General features: G+C 41.4%; 16 protein-coding genes and 1 riboswitch. Of the genes, 8 read left to right on the top strand and 8 right to left on the bottom strand.

Annotated features, from left to right (window positions below; all coding sequences use genetic code 11):
• Positions 1–41: 41 nt before the first annotated feature.
• Positions 42–461 (top strand): BLUF domain-containing protein, encoded by a 420-nt coding sequence (locus ACSFVZ_RS14915; RefSeq protein WP_135923232.1) that lies wholly within the window; start codon positions 42–44, stop codon positions 459–461.
• Between the two features lie 52 nt (positions 462–513).
• Here the strand turns inward: ACSFVZ_RS14915 and ACSFVZ_RS14910 are convergent, their stop codons facing one another.
• Both ACSFVZ_RS14910 and ACSFVZ_RS14905 read right to left on the bottom strand, forming a co-directional pair.
• The gene (locus ACSFVZ_RS14910) at positions 514–1,605 is read right to left on the bottom strand and encodes an MBL fold metallo-hydrolase (RefSeq protein ID WP_435559153.1); all 1,092 of its coding nucleotides are present in this window, start codon (positions 1,603–1,605) and stop codon (positions 514–516) included.
• A gap of 132 nt (positions 1,606–1,737) precedes the next feature.
• Positions 1,738–2,394: a DUF2959 domain-containing protein gene (locus ACSFVZ_RS14905; protein ID WP_135923234.1), complete on the bottom strand. Its 657-nt coding sequence runs from the start codon at positions 2,392–2,394 to the stop codon at positions 1,738–1,740.
• A gap of 86 nt (positions 2,395–2,480) precedes the next feature.
• Between ACSFVZ_RS14905 and ACSFVZ_RS14900 the strand changes: the two genes are divergently transcribed.
• Genes ACSFVZ_RS14900 through dtd form a run of 3 tightly spaced genes read left to right on the top strand, consistent with a single transcriptional unit; the run spans position 2,481 to position 4,758 of the window.
• The gene (locus ACSFVZ_RS14900) at positions 2,481–3,353 is read left to right on the top strand and encodes a virulence factor BrkB family protein (RefSeq protein WP_135923235.1); all 873 of its coding nucleotides are present in this window, start codon (positions 2,481–2,483) and stop codon (positions 3,351–3,353) included.
• A gap of 26 nt (positions 3,354–3,379) precedes the next feature.
• Positions 3,380–4,333, top strand: coding sequence for an alpha/beta fold hydrolase (locus ACSFVZ_RS14895; protein ID WP_295511488.1), 954 nt, complete (start codon positions 3,380–3,382; stop codon positions 4,331–4,333).
• A complete protein-coding gene (gene dtd / locus ACSFVZ_RS14890; protein WP_135923237.1) occupies positions 4,321–4,758 on the top strand; it encodes a D-aminoacyl-tRNA deacylase in 438 nt (145 codons plus the stop codon). The genes ACSFVZ_RS14895 and dtd overlap by 13 nt, the downstream gene beginning before the upstream one ends.
• A 169-nt stretch (positions 4,759–4,927) precedes the next feature.
• Here dtd and ACSFVZ_RS14885 read toward each other — a convergent pair whose 3' ends face one another.
• Positions 4,928–5,617 carry a spermidine synthase gene (locus ACSFVZ_RS14885; protein ID WP_138556667.1) on the bottom strand — a complete coding sequence of 230 codons (690 nt, stop codon included), beginning with the start codon at positions 5,615–5,617 and terminating at the stop codon, positions 4,928–4,930.
• A gap of 228 nt (positions 5,618–5,845) precedes the next feature.
• Here ACSFVZ_RS14885 and ACSFVZ_RS14880 point away from each other — a divergent pair, with 228 nt between their 5' ends.
• Complete coding sequence (locus ACSFVZ_RS14880; protein WP_135923239.1) at positions 5,846–6,739, top strand: bifunctional GNAT family N-acetyltransferase/hotdog fold thioesterase; 894 nt, start codon at positions 5,846–5,848, stop codon at positions 6,737–6,739.
• A gap of 42 nt (positions 6,740–6,781) precedes the next feature.
• Here ACSFVZ_RS14880 and ACSFVZ_RS14875 read toward each other — a convergent pair whose 3' ends face one another.
• From ACSFVZ_RS14875 to dapA, 5 genes are all read right to left on the bottom strand, one after another.
• Complete coding sequence (locus ACSFVZ_RS14875) at positions 6,782–7,819, bottom strand: phospholipase A (protein WP_054563462.1); 1,038 nt, start codon at positions 7,817–7,819, stop codon at positions 6,782–6,784.
• Between the two features lie 187 nt (positions 7,820–8,006).
• Positions 8,007–9,125 (bottom strand): succinylglutamate desuccinylase/aspartoacylase family protein, encoded by a 1,119-nt coding sequence (locus ACSFVZ_RS14870; protein WP_435559152.1) that lies wholly within the window; start codon positions 9,123–9,125, stop codon positions 8,007–8,009.
• A 5-nt stretch (positions 9,126–9,130) separates the two neighbouring features.
• Entirely contained in the window at positions 9,131–10,336 is a 1,206-nt protein-coding gene (locus tag ACSFVZ_RS14865; protein ID WP_135923241.1) for a PLP-dependent decarboxylase, read from the bottom strand.
• Positions 10,336–11,076, bottom strand: coding sequence for a 2,3,4,5-tetrahydropyridine-2,6-dicarboxylate N-succinyltransferase (locus tag ACSFVZ_RS14860; protein ID WP_135923242.1), 741 nt, complete (start codon positions 11,074–11,076; stop codon positions 10,336–10,338). The genes ACSFVZ_RS14865 and ACSFVZ_RS14860 overlap by 1 nt, the downstream gene beginning before the upstream one ends.
• Before the next feature lie 14 nt (positions 11,077–11,090).
• Complete coding sequence (gene dapA, locus ACSFVZ_RS14855; protein WP_435559151.1) at positions 11,091–11,975, bottom strand: 4-hydroxy-tetrahydrodipicolinate synthase; 885 nt, start codon at positions 11,973–11,975, stop codon at positions 11,091–11,093.
• Between the two features lie 137 nt (positions 11,976–12,112).
• Positions 12,113–12,309, bottom strand: a riboswitch (Lysine riboswitch).
• Positions 12,310–12,491: 182 nt separating this feature from the next.
• On the opposite strand from dapA, the gene ACSFVZ_RS14850 reads away from it, so the two are divergent.
• From ACSFVZ_RS14850 to ACSFVZ_RS14840, 3 genes are all read left to right on the top strand, one after another.
• Positions 12,492–13,187 (top strand): DNA-3-methyladenine glycosylase I, encoded by a 696-nt coding sequence (locus tag ACSFVZ_RS14850; RefSeq protein ID WP_435559150.1) that lies wholly within the window; start codon positions 12,492–12,494, stop codon positions 13,185–13,187.
• Between the two features lie 8 nt (positions 13,188–13,195).
• A complete protein-coding gene (locus ACSFVZ_RS14845) occupies positions 13,196–14,608 on the top strand; it encodes a protein adenylyltransferase SelO (RefSeq protein ID WP_135923245.1) in 1,413 nt (470 codons plus the stop codon).
• A 354-nt stretch (positions 14,609–14,962) separates the two neighbouring features.
• On the top strand, positions 14,963–16,021 hold the full coding sequence (locus ACSFVZ_RS14840) for an OmpA family protein (protein WP_135923246.1): 1,059 nt from the start codon (positions 14,963–14,965) through the stop codon (positions 16,019–16,021).
• Positions 16,022–16,372 lie beyond the last annotated feature (351 nt).

Raw genomic sequence — 16,372 nt, 5'->3', positions numbered from 1 at the left:
TCTGTACTATCTTTTCTAAATCGACCTTGCAGGAGAGTGAGATGTACTTAGTTAGACTTATTTATACAAGTGAAATTAGCGATGGGTTTGGGCCTGGGGATATTGAAAATATTCTTGAGAAAGCCAAACAAAACAATAGCAAAATGAATGTTACAGGTTTGCTTTGTTTTAATACTACTCACTTTTTACAGTGCTTGGAAGGCTCTAGAAGTGCGGTAAATGCAACTTATCACCGTATTTTGAATGATACGCGGCATAAAAATATTATTATGCTAAGTTATTGTGAGATTTATGAAAGAGAATTTGAGAACTGGTCTATGGGCTACATTCCTTACTCTAGACTCGTTACTCCGATTACCCTCAAATATTCTGGTACGAGTGAGTTTAACCCCCTCGCTATGTCTGCAGGTAGTGCACACAAACTAATGTTGGCACTCAGGGATTTACTGCTTAAAAGTTAGCTTAATACCAATTCGCTCAATTAAGCGAATTGGTATACTAGAGCAAGTAGCATTATAGTGAAACTTGCTCACCTTCATTAAGAATGTACAAAGGGAGCTTGCTAGCCATTCTTGCTTTCATTGTTAGTAATCTTAGTAGTGCCGAATGGCTTGAATGGTCGCCCATTTGCCAGCTTGAGTTACCATAACCCCAAGGGATCATCACTTTACAGCCTAGCTCCTCAGCTGCGTTAATAGCATCTTCAGGTGTAGTATGAACATAGCGATACCACTTACCATCTTCTTCATGGTAATAAGAAGCTATCGGCATAAGGCATACATCAATCTCGCCGTATTTCTGCTTAATATCCTGAAAATGTTGTGAGTAACCGGTATCGCCAGCAAAAAATAAGGTTTTACCATTTTGTTCTAGTAACCAGCCATTCCAGAGATCTTTGTTGTGATCTTCATAAATGAATGGGACTAGAGTTCGGCTACTAAAATGGTGTGCTGGCACCGCATTAATAGTTAAGTCATTAATTTGTGTACTCGCGTACCACGCCATTTCTGAAATATTAAAGCCACCAGTCGGAAAGTTATCTGCAAATCCTAATGGCACTAAATAACGCGGCGAATTGCCAATTTCTTCTATGTCGGCTTTGTTAAAATGATCATAGTGAATATGTGAATATATCACAGCATCTAAGCCATCAAGCTCTGCTTGTGTTGGCCAAAAACCTGGTTTGCGATAAATGCCCCCAGCTAGCTTAAAGGCCAAGTCTACAGGCGAATCAAATTGCTCTTTGACTGGGTCAAATAATAGCTGCTCACCATTGGGTGATTGAATATAAAAGCCTGCATGACCTAACCAGCGAACTGTAAACCCTGAGTTTATTTCAGGTACGCTTTGTTCTGCTTGATATTGGCATTGTGAGTTGCTGTCGTCACATATAAGTAGCTCTGATGGTTCATAGCAATTGTCAGTGCAGGTTGTTGGGTATTCTTTATCACCAGGATATAGGTTATGAAAACGACCTTCGTAGTCACCTTCAGTTTTTAACGGAGTAATAGTGCCTTCACCGGCAATAACATTGACAGTATTAGGGCTGCTACAAGCCGTTAAGAGTGCAGCTGCAATGAGTGCTGAGAGTGTTTTTAAGTGCATACTATGTTTATTTTTTATTCTTTGCCGTGAGTTTAGCAAAATAAAATTTAAGATAAATCATTAAAAAGTAACAAGAGATTACACAAAAAAGCCTACGTTTAAGTAGGCTTTGTAAAAACTCGTTTGCGCTAATTAACCCGCTTTATTCATTTGCTCAATGAACTTATTAGAGTCTTCAATAGATTTGTTCATGTCGTCCATTAACACTTTTATATCGCGTTTTAGGTTTGTGAACTCACCCTTGATAGCAGTTACAGCTTGTGCGTTTAGATTATGTTTTAAGTACAAAACATTATCATGAAGTGATGATAATACCGGCTCCATTTTGCTTTCTGCGCTGCGCATTGAGCGAAGTAGTTGATCAAATTGGCGCTTAGTTGCATTGAGCTTTTTGCTGCTTTCACGTTTTAGTGAGGCGCTTTTGTATTGCTCTAGCTCATCAGCCCATTCTTCAAATAGTGCCTCAGCGACATCTTCAACTTTATTGATATTATTTGTTACGTCATTTGCAGCCGCTAGGCTTGATTCATAATCATCATTTAGTTGCTTATATGCATCCTCAAGTTCACCGCCATTAAAATTGATTAATGTGGTTAATCTATCTAGGGCTGATTGAAATTCTTCTTGGGATTCTTGTTGTGATTCTTTTGTTTCTTCTACGCGGTCGACTAAAATGTCGCGTTTGTGCACTCCTACAGATTCCATAGCAGAGTAATAAGCTGACTGACAGCCTGATAATGCCATGGTTACTGCAAATAGTGGTGCACTTAAAAGTGTCAGTTTTTTCATTGAGAATCCTTTTTAGGTACCTGTCATTTCAAATTATGTGGTGGATTGCTATGATTATCAAAACATTTTAGCAGAAATTAGATTCTATGGATGAGAAGCTCACTCGTTATAAGCTGCAAATAAGCATTTTCTTAAAGCAACAACCTACTTGGTGGATGCAGTATCTCAATCGTTGTATTGACGATCAAATTACTGTTAATGCAGGTTATTTGGCTTATGTAACTTTGTTATCAATCGTGCCATTAGTGGCGGTTGGTGTCGCTATTTTTTCTGCTTTTCCTGGATTTGAAAGCACCTTGGTAACCATAGAAAATTTCTTATTTACTAATCTTGTGCCGACTTCTTCTGATGTTATTAAAGAGCATATCAGCGCCTTTGCCGGTAATGCTAATAAAATGACTGCGGTCGGTGTGGGATTTTTAGCAGCAGTGTCCTTGTTACTCATTCGCAATGTCGATGCCACATTGAACCGAATTTGGCGTATTAAGAAAAAACGCCCCATGATGATTTCGTTTGCCGTTTATTGGATGGTGCTTAGCTTAGGTCCAGTATTACTCGGCGCGAGTATTGGTGTTACCTCATACATTGTGTCTTTAGTATCATTCGCTGATCAAGGTATTCCTGGATTCAGCGGCTTTTTATTGAAACTATTACCTTACATAATTTCCATGATTGGCTTCATTATGCTCTATACTTTAGTGCCTAACACACGAGTTCCATTTAGAGCGGCAATTCCAGGAGCATTGTTTGCAGCTATGTTGTTTGAGCTGACAAAAAAAGGCTTTGCTCTGTATATCAGTCACTTCCCATCTTATGAAGTTATTTATGGGGCGTTGGCGACGATACCTATACTATTTGTTTGGGTCTATCTGTCTTGGATTGTCGTATTACTCGGTGCAGAGTTTACGGTATGTATCAGTCCTGAAGATATTGAGGATACACCTGATATAGACGTTTAATAGCGACTGCACCTAAGGAGAGCGAGGTGCAGTTACATCCACATTATGTTGCCAACCGTGATTACCATTTGAGTGTTGGCGATGGCCATCAAATCCATGTGCAAGAATATGGTGCGTCTACAGGGATTGCTGTGGTGTTATGTCATGGCGGGCCCGGAGCGGGGCTGTGCCCTGAAAATTGCCGCTTTTTTGATTTAGAACGTTATCGAGTGATCATGTTCAGCCAGCGCGGTTGTGGTCATTCAACCCCCCATGATATCAACACAAACACCACATTAGATTTAGTCGCTGATCTCGAGTTTTTACGCCAGCAACTCGGCATTGAAAAATGGCTGGTGTGCGGCGAATCGTGGGGAGCAACTCTTGCACTTGTGTATGCAATAAAACATCGGGAGCACATCGCAGGACTTATTTTACGGGCTAGTTTTTTAGCCTGTAACAGTGACTTTGAATGGCTTTACACAACTAAAGGCGCGGGCGCGCATTTTTACCCAGAATGCTTTAAAGAGTTTGCTCATGATTTTACCGATTGGCATGCCTTACTCGACTTTTATCAGCAACAACTAAATAGTAGCGATCAAATTAAAGCCAGCAAATTCGCCAAACTATGGTGCCATTGGGAGCAGGTGTTATGTCATGGTGAGCCATTAAATAATTGGAGTTTGCAAGAGCCCCATGTAGGCTTAAATCAAGCAAGGTTAATGGTGCATTATTTTCGTAATCTTTGTTTTATTGAAGAGGGTTACATCGCAGAAAATGCGCATGTATTGACTCATTTACCCATTTGGTTTGTTCATGGCCGGGCCGATTTGATCTGTCGATATAGTGCCGTACAGCAGCTTGCTGAACAGTTAAATGCACAATTATTGATATTAGATGGTATTGGGCACAGTAGCGATAATCAGGTATATTTGGCAGCAATGCGACGTGCTGCAGATTTAATGTATATCAAGTTATCGAGGGATCAATGCAAGGTTTAATTCAAAGAGTAAAACAGGCAAAAGTAGAAGTGGCGGGCGAAGTCGTCGGTGAAATTTCACAAGGTATTTTGCTGCTATTAGGCGTTGAAAAACAGGATACCGAACAAAGCGCTCAGAAGCTTTTACATAAAGTAAGTAATTACCGAATTTTTACCGATGAACAAGGAAAGATGAATTTAAGTTTGAATGATATCAAGGGTGAACTGTTGGTGGTTTCGCAGTTTACACTAGCCGCAGACACTAAAAAGGGCATGCGTCCGAGCTTTTCAAGTGCTGGTACGCCTGATCAAGCTAATACGCTCTATGAGTATTTTATCGCTGAAGCTAAAAAAGCCGGGTTAACAGTAGCCACAGGGCAATTTGGTGCTGATATGCAAGTAAGCCTATGTAACGATGGTCCCGTTACTTTTAATTTATCTGTGTAATACCAATCCGCAATAATACTTAATCATTTTGAGGGATTAAACCTGTCGCTACCTGCGTTAAAAATTTCTCATTTAGAACAACTAAATAACGAAATTTTTGCCTTGTTATCAACGAGGTTTTATTGCCTCAAAATAGACTACTTAATTAAGCGGATTGGTATAAGTATTTTTATTTTTTGATCATCACGATATGATTCACATAATTAGGGATCTTTTCGATACTTGGTCGCTTGCCGAATTCGGTGATAAGTAAATGCTCAAGTTGCTTTAACTGCGATGGGTGACTGGATAAAAAGTTAATAAATAATACACCACCTTTAGCCATCGCTGTGCGAAGCTTGGCATAAAAAGTATGTTTGTATAAAAACAGTGGGCCATCTACTTCACTGAATAAATCCAATATAATCCAATTGTATTCGTGTCCTTGCTCAAGTATTTGTTGAGCATCGAAACAGCGTAAATTACTTGTGTGATCTCCACCAAAGTAGCGTTTATAACAGTGAATAATATCGGGGTTTTTTTCCACTGAAATAAGCTGGCTATCAGGGTAGGTATGCTGAAGATAGTTACGAATTGCCCCGCCACCTAAGCCTAACTCTAAAATTTTTTTAGGTTCATCAAGTTTCTGCCAGAGCTTCGCAAGATATTGTAAATGAGGGAAAAGAAGCCTGTTAGGCTGACGTTTTTCGATAACAGATTGAAGAGTTTCGTTAATCAATAACCAACGTAGTTGATTGAGTTGCCTAACTTGAATGCTGTAATTGCCTTGCTTGTGCCAGTAAATCAGCTGCCCTAACTGGTGACATTCTTCAATAAAACTATGCTTTATTGCGCCACTGGGTTCAAAAAAATGTTCCATATCTCGGGCCTTTAGCTTTTATGTTTAAAAAGTATGACAATTGTTTCAGCATAGACTAGTCACCATAAAGTGCAATTGTGCATTAGTTTTTACAGCTCTGAATAATAATTTAAGCTGGGTCACCAAAGTATTATTCCAACTTGCAAGAAGATCGCGTATCGTAATTTGCATTCGTCGAGCCACGTTAGAAAAATAACAGACAGTGGCTGTATTTTCACAGGAGTATTTATGTTTAAAGTGACCACACCGCAAAGTAGCGAAGATTGGCAAGCGTATTATTCATTACGTTGGCAGGTTTTAAGAGCACCTTGGGGTGAGCCGCGCGGCTCTGAGCAAGATGACTTAGAGCAAGATGCCGAGCATCGCTTTATTAAAAACAATGATGGCGAAGTATTAGGTGTAGCACGTTTGCATTTTAATAATCATCAACAAGCACAAGTACGCTATATGGCGGTTGCTGAAGGGAATCGTAATCAGCACATTGGTAGTCGTTTACTGCATGAGCTAGAAAAAATAGCGTGGACTCAAGATGCCGATGAGCTCGTGCTTTTTGCCCGTGAACGTGCCTTAGAGTTTTATAAACGTCACGGCTACGAGTTAAAAGAAAAAGCGCACCTTGCCTATGACGATGTACAACACTGGAAAATGGTAAAACAAAAACCGTCTGAGCCGGGCTGGTTCCGTCATCCAAACTGGACACAAGTACTGCAAAATACGTGGCGTGAGTCGATTCCAATCAGTGATGCGATGGGAATTAAAGTTGAAAGCTATACCGATTGGCAATTTACTACTCGTGCTGATTTAGATGCGAATTTAAACCTTCATAACACTATGTTTGCAGGTTCAATTTACAGTCTGGCGACTTTAACTGGCTGGGGTGCTACTTACCTTGCACTGAAAGAAGCGGGCCTTGAAGGGAATATCGTATTAGCTGATGCTAACATTAAATACCTTAAGCCACTGAATAACGACCCTCGTGGTAGTGTTGAGCTGGCTGGCTGTAAAGGCAAGTTAGCGGATTTAGAAGACAGTGGCAAAGCAAGCTACCATGTACCAGTGAATGTATACGATGGTGATGTGTTAGTTGCTGAATTTGAAGGTCACTTCATTGTTAAAAAATAACGCATATTCAGAGCGAGCTAACTAAAGCTCGCTCTTTATCAGCTAAAGCAAGTCAGTTAACAGAATACCCACACCAAAACGTTCAATATCGGCGTTGTAATCAATTAAGCTCTCGCCATAACCATTAAAGTATTGTGCGTAACCACGTAATCTGCCCCATAGAGGGAAAGACCAATCTAATTGGATTGCACCACGGTTATCTGAATTTAAGTTATTACGGGTCATAAAGCTAAATTCATGCTCGTTATAACGGTATGCACCTGAGAATTCAAAGTAACCCATGTATTTGTAAATATCAGGGTTGTCATCGCCACGCGCTTCTAATTCATCGTCTTTTTTATCTTCCGGAATTCGGTACCAAGGCTTAAAGCTAAATACAAAGCCGTCTTTTTCCCATAAGAAATCGGCATAGATACGGTTCCATGAACGTGAATTTGGTTGGCTGCGACCATTAGATTGATGTGATGCACCAATTGCAATTGCCATTTCATCGCCCCAAAGCACATGCTCAGGATCAAGGTAGTTCACCCAGAAGATCTCTGGTTCGTAGTTTGTTTCACGAAACGGTGATGAAATATCTTTGTTATAAAACTGCCAAAACGATTGCATGGTAAACGCAAAGAATACGCCCTGATCTTTATCTGAGAAGCCTTCGAAAATAGGCACTTTAATTGATAGTTGATATTTCACTTCAAGGTTATCAAGTGGTTCACCATCAGTTTGCTCAGCAAGATCTTTTAAACCATCAAATGGACGCTCATTCGGATTAGATACATATGAAAGTGGTAAAATGTAGTTACGCTTATGAGGAGTGATCACATTACGGTTTTTCTTGCTCACTTCTTCACGGGCTTTACGTTTGTCTAAAGCGGTAAGTTTTTTACTCTCGTCTAAGTCAGAGCATTTTTTACGAAGTTCTTCGAGTGTTTGTTTGCCGTCACCGCCAATGGCTTCGTTCAAAATACACTGCTTTACGAGTTCTAGCGCGTCATCTTGTTCATTGGTTTGTGGTTGTTCAGTTTGAGCAAATACAGGTACAGAAAATAAGCCAGCAGCTGCCAGCCAAATGCGCCATCCCATTGCAGTTCCCTTTTGAATAGACTTATAAGTAAGAATAATTATAACGATTTTTACATAAGTAACCGTGAACTTATACTGAATTGTTGATATTTTAGGTAAATAGAGAGCCCCAAGCTAAGCTTGGAGCCCTGCTGTGACGGCCTAAGGGCATAAGCCGTCGACTCTCACGCAATGAGAAGGGGTGAGCTTATAGCTCAAATACGTTGGTAAAAAACTTATAAAGTTCGGTGCCTTGATTCACGCTTGCTGAGGCAAAATGCAAAATAGCGATGGCGTCTTTATCAAAACTCAATGTTTGTAGTGGCTGCTCAGAAAGGTAGCGCTCCATTCGTAAAATATGAGCAATTGGTTCGCCTGCTTTTATATGGCCACCGAGTGGTGCAAGGTATTCTACCATGCCACCCATAGGTGCGTAGTAAGCTACATAATCTTCAAGCATACATGCATAGCGTGTCATCGCTTTTGGTTGATATGCGGCATCAACCAATACCTCTTTATGATTGAGGTAACTTAAAATGCTATTGGCGTCTTCAAGGGCTGCACTTAAATCGATTTTTTCTTGGCTACCAAGTTCAACGGTAAATGCTTCGACTTGAACTGCAAATTCACGGCCTTGTTTGGCAAGCTCTTCAGATAACGACCACCACGGGCAGAAACTCGCTTCATCCATTGCGCCATCAAAATCACTTGGGATCAATAACACATGTTCGATGTTGAAATAGCTCGCGCTGGCTTTGGCGTATTGGGGGCAGTATAAATGCTTACTTGAGATAGGCCCGGTGTGAAGGTCTAAAACAATATCAGCCTGATGGGCAAGCTTTTGCAAGTTAAGTGCAATGCGCTTACCCGTTGTTAAGCTGTAATCTGGGCCCGTTAATTGGCTGTCGATGTCAGCAACGAGTGCCTGTTTAAACGCAGCTTTAAGGGTCGCATCATCACTGTCTTTATGCTGTTCAGCAATCTGTGACGGTAACGCTTTATTAAAGCGGTACATGCGGTTCCAGTTGGTGCCAGTAATTGGATCGAAGCGACCTAAAGTAAACTCACCTGACTTTTGATTACAACCAATTGGGTTGGCATAAGGCACTAGGGTAATATCGCCACGCAGCTTGAGTGATTTTAGCTGCTCAAGCAATTGATAAATTACAGCGTTACCTTGTACTTCAGCACCGTGCATATTAGCTTGTATATACATGTTTGGCCCTGTGCCATCGCCTTTTAAACGATACACAGGAATTGTCAGTGGTAGGCCGTTGGCAATTTCGCCAACCACAATATTCTCTTGGCTGATTAATTCTTTACTCATGGTGATTACCTTAAATAATAGCTGGCATCTTCAGCGCTACGAATGCACTCAATATTGCCTTGTTCAAGGATGTATTCAGCCGCTAATTCGTGGCATAAAAAGTACGGCATACTTTCGGTAAAGCCATACGCGCCACATTGGCTGAATACCAACCAGTCTTGCTCACTTAAATCACTAGCTAGTTGGTGCTCACCTAAGCAATCAAGTGCAGTGCAAAGCGGGCCATATAAAGTCATTGCTGCAGGCTCAGCCGTTGACTCACGCAGTAACGCCGCAGGAAAATCTTGGCTTGTCACAGCAGGGCGAAGTAAATGGTTAATACCGCCTGATAAAATCACCTGCTGTTGATTGTAATTTTCTTTGCGTTCAACAACCGGTGTGGCGTAATGGCCGCATTCGCCCACCGCATAGCGGCCAAGTTCCATCCAAAGCTCTTTGACACCGGCATCTGCTTTAATACTCGCCAGAGTCTCGATAAGTGCAGACCAATCGAGTCGGTTAGCATCTTGAGTATAAGGAATGCCTAAGCCACCCCCTAAATCGAGAATATTAAGGTTAATATTTAATGCACTTGCTAGTTGTTGTAATGGCGCAATCATCGCACGCCATAGCTCGGCGAGTTTGTCAGTGCTCAGCATATTGCCCCATTGGAAAATATGCAGGCCATCAAAGTTAAGAGCAGTGTAATCACTTACTGTGAGCGCTTGCCACTCATCACAGCCCAAACCAAAAGGAGTAAGGCTATCGCCGCCAAGTGGGTTCTTTTCGCTGTCTGGCCAACGAAGTTGTACACGCAACAGAACTTGCAGCTGACAATTTGCTTTTGTTGCTTGCTCATTTAACCAGCGAACTTGGTTTATGCTCTCGGCCACGAAGGTACGTACGCCGCGAGCAATAAAATGTGAAATTTGTGCAGGGCTTTTTGCAGGCCCTGTGTTGAGCACGCGCTCGCTATCGATGCCTTGGGCAAGTACTTGCTCAAGTTCACCTTTACTTGCAACATCAAAATTAAACCCTGCGCTGTCTAAACATTGAATAATGCGAGACAGCGGGTTGGCCTTAACGGCATACCAAAGTTTCACATCGGTTTGCGCAGTTAGTTGATTTAAATGTGCAGTTAATTTATCTAAATCATAGATAAAAAATGGCGTATCAAGATGTGTTGAAACTTGTTCAACCGCTTGCTTGATGGGCGTGCTCAAAAAGCTCATTAACGTAAAACCTCTTCTAACAGTAATGATGCATCGCTTTGTTCGTCACGGTATTTCACGATCAATGCACAAGACATGCTTAAACCTTGCTCGCGAGCCCATGCATTTGAAGCAGGGCGAGAACCTGGGATTACAATCGCGTTTTCTGGAATTGCTTCACCTTTGTTTAGCTGGCGCTCATTAACACAATCGTAGACAGGGATGGTTGCAGATAAGCGCACACCCGGCGCAAGTACAGCACCTTTTTTCACAACCACGCCTTCAACAATAACGCAGCCTGCACCGATGAAAGCGTCATCTTCAATAACCACAGGGCTGGCACCAATTGGCTCAAGCACGCCACCTAACTGTACTGCTGCACTTAGGTGAACATTTTTACCTACTTGTGCGCATGAACCCACTAATGCGTGACTGTCGACCATCGTGCCTTCGTCGATGAATGCGCCAATATTTACATACGCTGGTGGCATGATAATCGTGCCTTTAGCAACGTGTGCGCCACGACGAACACTGCTACCACCTGGTACCATACGCACGCCGGCATTTGCAGCAAAGCCCTGTGGTGCTAGGTTGTGCTTATCCACAAAACCACCCGGGAACTCGGTATTTGTGCCATTTTTAAAGGCTTCTAAAATGCCTTGTTTAACTTCAACATTGGCATGCCAGTTGCCGTTTTCGTCTTGTGTAGCTGCGCGAACTGCGCCTGATTCTAAGTTGTTTAATAATTCTAACCAGCTCATGATAAAACCTGTTTTTAGTTCCAAGATAAAATTGTGTTGTTTGCGTGGGTGATGCTGTCTGTTTGCTCAAGCTCTAAATGCGTAAGCGGCGGACGTAAATGCGGGGTATTTATTTTACCTTGCAGGTGCATCAGTACTTTTACGGGGATTGGATTTGCGACAGCAAATAAGCTTTGAATCGCTTGCGACCAATCGGTGAATAGATTTGGATATTGACCACTTAAACTGCGTTTAACAAACTCATGGGTTTGACTCGGCCAAGCATTTGCGGCAACCGAAACTAAACCTTTTGCACCAGCTTGAGCAAAATACGGCATAAGTGCATCATCACCACTGAAGATAGCCAGTGTTGGTGACGCCGTTCTAAAGCCTTCAAATTTGCTAATGTCACCACTGGCTTCTTTCAAAGCCCAAAGGTTTTTGTGCTCAGCAAGGTTTTTGATCACCTGCGGTGAAATCTCAACTGCACTACGTCCTGGTACGTTATACAACATACAAGGGTGATGACTTGCGTTAAGTAGGCTTTCAAACCAATGTGTTTGGCCAACAACCCCAGGTTTTGCATACAGAGGAGAGCCCAATAGATAGCCATGAATAGGTAGTTGGTTGCAGTATTCAACCCAAGCAATTTGCTGCTTAAGGTTCATGCCGCCCACAGCGACCATAAGTGGTACAGTCGGTGATAATTGGCAAACATGCTCAACAATGGCTTGTTGCTCTTTAAGTGAAAGCGCCAGTCCTTCGCCGGTGCTGCCAAGCAATAAAATGCCGTTATTAGCATCTTGCTGCTCGGCGACCAGTTGCCCAAGGGCCGTATAATCGACCTCGCCAGATTCAGAAAATGGCGTGACAAGCGCTGTCCATAGTGGATAGTCGTTTAAATCAAAATTGTTGATCATCTCTCACGAACTTATAAGGTATTCGAAGAGTTTATGCGGGAGCATTTGAATGGAGCCGCATGTCGTCGTTCGAACAAGGTATAATTCGAAGAGCGAATGGGCTTAAGATAATAAAGACGCAACGGCCTTATTATACTAAGACCAGAAGCTCTCCACCAAACTAATCAATAGCGTTTTGCTATTGTTGGTGACAGTCGCTGGGATTCAGCCCAGTCGCCCGAAATAAGCACCTCACAAACGGTGTTACTTCTCGGCGTTAATTCCCCTCACGTATGATCAACAGAGTCTGTGCTCCTCCTATACGCTACCTGAATAACGCACCTCTTCCAGCCCTTTATGCTCGCTTTATAGCTTAAAGCCAACATAGTTAAATAGGGTATCAGCGGCGATTAAAGCATTTTAGCCATCTAGGTGTCAAGGCGGAGTATTCGTTTTTTTAGTGACCGATTTTGCAACATGGTTACGTATAAGCGTGTTTTTAGTACACTAGTATTACCCAGACGAATTGGAAGAAGAATGGAAAAGTTTAACGATATCTATCAGCGAGCTGTCACCCGTAAGGGCAGTGAAGAAATGCTGCTTGCACTGCTTTCTGACCCGCTTGATAGCGCTGAAATTGCCAAAATGCATGACGACTTATGGTTGGAAGAGTTAACGCGTAAAGTGTTCCAAAGTGGTTTTTACTGGTCTGTTATCAATAGTAAGTGGTCAGGATTTCGAGAGGTATTTTGGGACTTCAGTGTTGAGAAACTATTAATGATGCCACCTGATATGCTCGAGCAAAAAGCCAGTGATGAACGTATTATTCGTAACTTTAAAAAAGTACAAACGATCCCTGAAAATGCCTACATGATCCATGAAGTAGCTGAAAAACATGGCAGTTTCAGCCAATTTGTAGCTGATTGGCCAGTAAATAATATTATCGGTTTGTGGGCTTACTTAAAAAAGCATGGTGCGCGACTAGGTGGGAACACAGGGCCTTATGCATTGCGTGCCATGGGTAAGGATACTTTTTTACTGTCTCGAGACGTAGAAAATTATTTACGTGCTCATGAATTAATTGACGGTGGCTTACAAACTAAAAAGTCATTGCAAGCTGCACAAGACTTTTTCAACGAGCTACAACAACAAAGCGGCTTTAGCCTGCAAGCGCTAAGTCAATTAGTTGCCTATGGGGTAGGCGATAACCGCGTTGGCATAGCTGCGCGATAGGAACTGTTATGAAACTGCAAACTAGGTATACCGATATCAGCGAACTATTGGCTATTGAAGATATGCCTACTCGCGCCGCTGATCCCGCATTATTGTTATTCAATGATAAATTAGCTCAGTCGCTTGGTATTAATCATGATCCAGAATACCTAGCAGGACAGTTAAGTGGCTCAATAACTGATGACAGCGTAAAGCCTATTGCTTTAGGTTACTCAGGGCATCAATTTGGTCATTTCTCACCACGTCTGGGGGATGGCAGAGCGCATTTGCTTGGAGCAGTTAAAGACGTTGAAGGCGTACTGTGGGACATACAGCTTAAAGGGGCGGGTGCTACAGTGTTTTCACGTGGTGGTGATGGACGTTGTGCGATTGGGCCGGCGGTTCGTGAGTTTATAATGAGCGAAGCGATGGCTGCATTAGGTGTCGCGACAACTCGCTGCTTAGCTGTTGTTACTACCGGCGAAACGGTGTATCGACAACCACCTCGGCCAGGCGCTGTCGTAACTCGCGTAGCAAAAAGTCATATTCGCGTTGGTTCATTTCAGTATTTAGCAACCCAGGGCGATATTGAAGGCTTAGAAAAGTTAGTTGATTACGCACTCAGTTGTCATTTCCCAGAGATAGATACGCGTGCAGAGCAACGTTATGTAGACTTTTTAACCGCAGTCATAGATAAGCAAATTGAGCTTATCATCAGTTGGATGCGAGTGGGATTCATCCATGGTGTAATGAATACAGACAATACATTAGTGAGTGGTGAAACCATTGATTACGGCCCATGCGCTATGATGAACCAGTTTGACTTTGATACTGTGTTTAGTTCCATAGACCATCAAGGGCGCTATGCATTCGGTAACCAACCAAACATTGCGAATTGGAATTGCGCGCGATTAGCTGAGAGCTTGCTGCCATTATTTAAAAATGAACAGCAAGCTTTGTCGTTATTATCCAGTGCAGTAAATAGTTTTGCTGAAAAGTTTAATCATGCATTTACTACAATGTGGCGACGGAAGTTAGGACTTCTAGATGAACACGACGATAACCAAGCTTTAGTGACTGAGTTACTCACTCTGATGCAGCAAAATAACCTTGATTATACTAATACTTTCAATGCTCTTACGGAGTCATTACTTGCGGATTTTGCATTACCGGATAGTATTAAGGGGTGGGCTGCAAAGTGGCGAGTCAGAACATCAGCTGAAAGTTATGACATCATGCGTGCTGTTAATCCTGCAGTCATTCCACGCAACCATAATATTGAAATGATCTTGGCGGAATATGAAAAAACAGGATGTAGTTCAATGCTGAATGGCTTTTTATCAGTTTTATCAAAGCCCTACGTTTACGATCAGCAATTCGAATCTTGGTATGAGCCACCTGAAAATGGCGATGCTAATTATCAAACATTTTGTGGTACCTAATGCATTTGTACTTGCTTGAAATAAAAAGTGTTTATTTAGTTTTTTTAAATGCTTGCTGATTGAGCAGAATAAACGCAAGTGCTATCATAGAATGGAGTTAACTTATTGCTTTAGATGATGATCTAATACGACTTTAGAATCATGTTAGACGTAATTTAAATAATTCTTTTGTTATATTGGATTCAGCTTTATTAAGTATTAAGCATCAAGTGTTAAGCATTGATAATTAATAAATAAGTAAAATTGTGGCTTATGAACTATCGTAAGATTGATTTTTTGAGCTACTCAACAGTTTTTAAATACTCAACAAACATTAGCTGAAAACAGCTTTATTGTGAAAATGGGAAGGAAATAATGAAACTAAAATCACTTACTATTGCGTTAGCACTGGCTGCAACGAGTTCTACAGCCCTCGCTGCTGAAAAAGAAGGTTTTTATATTGGCGCATTTGGCGACTATTACGACAATTCTTGGGAAAATGTTCGTGATTATCCGCCAGGTGGATTGAATGTTGATGACTCAACTGGTTGGGGCTTAGAGTTAGGCTATCGTTTCAGTGATTACTGGAGCGCGCGTCTAGAATATGCAGACATGGACTTTGATTGGACTGCAGATTTAGCTAATGGTACTTCAACAAGTGGCTCTGAAAGCGGCGAGCGTTACGGTATTGATGCTTTATATCACTTAGGTGGCGGCCCATTCTATGGTATTTTTGGTCTTAAGAACCTAAGTGCTCTAGATGAAAACTTAACGTTTGCTAACGTTGGTGCCGGTTATCAGCACTACTTTACAGACAATTTCGCATTTAACGCTGAAACGTCTTTATATCAAGGTCTTGATCGTGGTTACACTGATGTTGGCGCTAAATTAGGTTTCAGCTATATTTTCGGTAACCAAAGCTCATCTGAGCCAGTAGAGCCTGCGCCGGTTGTTAGCGCTCCAACTGATAGCGATAATGATGGTGTTATGGATGCTGATGATCAGTGTGCTAACACACCAATGACTGATGCAGTAGATAGCACAGGCTGTACATTATACGAAGAAAAAGAAGCAACTATCACCTTGTTAGTTACTTTCCCGCATGATGTAGCAGAAGTACCAAACAAATACTTCAGCGATATTGCAGATGTGGCTGCGTTTATGAAAGAAAACCAAGACACATCAGTTGTATTAGAAGGCCACGCCTCTGCAGTGGGTGATGCTGACTATAATATGAAGCTTTCAGAAAAGCGCGCACAAGATGTTGCTGATGAACTTATCAAAGACGGTATCGCTGCAGATAGAATTTCGACAGTTGGATACGGTGAAGAGCGTTTGAAAAATAAAGCCTACACACTGGAAGCACATGCTGAAAACCGTCGTGTAGAAGCGCAAATTACAAGCGTTGAACGTGTAAAAGTTCTTCGTAAATAAGACTAAATTATTATAAATATGTAAATACTCCTATATTTATAAATAGTTACAAATAGTAAAGCCGAGCCAAGTAGTTGGTTCGGCTTTATTTTTTTTAATTTAAGAACATAATTATTTTTCGATTAAATAAAATAATCTTCAGAATGTACCTTTTTTTAAATGATAATTTAAGTGAATATTGATTTGAATCATCAAAGTAACTATCAACCATTTGTGCTATAGCTTTTTTAGTTACCTTGTAGAATAATTATTAGGTAATATAATTATTTTTACTGTAATGTTTTTTTAGTATCAATATTGTTGGATTTATATTGATTCTTTTTACGTCGCTGTATTTAGTTGGTGTTGTTA

This window comes from Pseudoalteromonas nanhaiensis (genome assembly GCF_051235485.1).
GTDB lineage: Bacteria > Pseudomonadota > Gammaproteobacteria > Enterobacterales > Alteromonadaceae > Pseudoalteromonas > Pseudoalteromonas lipolytica_C.
The sequence above is the reverse complement of the archived record's forward strand: the minus strand, read 5'-3'. Positions and strand labels throughout refer to the sequence as shown.

Excerpts from the sequence above, each read along its gene's own strand:
- ACSFVZ_RS14915 (WP_135923232.1), top strand. The coding sequence starts at position 42 with ATGTACTTAGTTAGACTTATTTATACAAGTGAAATTAGCGATGGGTTT.
- ACSFVZ_RS14910 (WP_435559153.1), bottom strand. The coding sequence starts at position 1,605 with ATGCACTTAAAAACACTCTCAGCACTCATTGCAGCTGCACTCTTAACG.
- ACSFVZ_RS14905 (WP_135923234.1), bottom strand. The coding sequence starts at position 2,394 with ATGAAAAAACTGACACTTTTAAGTGCACCACTATTTGCAGTAACCATG.
- ACSFVZ_RS14900 (WP_135923235.1), top strand. The coding sequence starts at position 2,481 with ATGGATGAGAAGCTCACTCGTTATAAGCTGCAAATAAGCATTTTCTTA.
- dtd (WP_135923237.1), top strand. The coding sequence starts at position 4,321 with ATGCAAGGTTTAATTCAAAGAGTAAAACAGGCAAAAGTAGAAGTGGCG.
- ACSFVZ_RS14885 (WP_138556667.1), bottom strand. The coding sequence starts at position 5,617 with ATGGAACATTTTTTTGAACCCAGTGGCGCAATAAAGCATAGTTTTATT.
- ACSFVZ_RS14880 (WP_135923239.1), top strand. The coding sequence starts at position 5,846 with ATGTTTAAAGTGACCACACCGCAAAGTAGCGAAGATTGGCAAGCGTAT.
- ACSFVZ_RS14875 (WP_054563462.1), bottom strand. The coding sequence starts at position 7,819 with ATGGGATGGCGCATTTGGCTGGCAGCTGCTGGCTTATTTTCTGTACCT.
- ACSFVZ_RS14870 (WP_435559152.1), bottom strand. The coding sequence starts at position 9,125 with ATGAGTAAAGAATTAATCAGCCAAGAGAATATTGTGGTTGGCGAAATT.
- ACSFVZ_RS14865 (WP_135923241.1), bottom strand. The coding sequence starts at position 10,336 with ATGAGCTTTTTGAGCACGCCCATCAAGCAAGCGGTTGAACAAGTTTCA.
- ACSFVZ_RS14860 (WP_135923242.1), bottom strand. The coding sequence starts at position 11,076 with ATGAGCTGGTTAGAATTATTAAACAACTTAGAATCAGGCGCAGTTCGC.
- dapA (WP_435559151.1), bottom strand. The coding sequence starts at position 11,975 with ATGATCAACAATTTTGATTTAAACGACTATCCACTATGGACAGCGCTT.
- ACSFVZ_RS14850 (WP_435559150.1), top strand. The coding sequence starts at position 12,492 with ATGGAAAAGTTTAACGATATCTATCAGCGAGCTGTCACCCGTAAGGGC.
- ACSFVZ_RS14845 (WP_135923245.1), top strand. The coding sequence starts at position 13,196 with ATGAAACTGCAAACTAGGTATACCGATATCAGCGAACTATTGGCTATT.
- ACSFVZ_RS14840 (WP_135923246.1), top strand. The coding sequence starts at position 14,963 with ATGAAACTAAAATCACTTACTATTGCGTTAGCACTGGCTGCAACGAGT.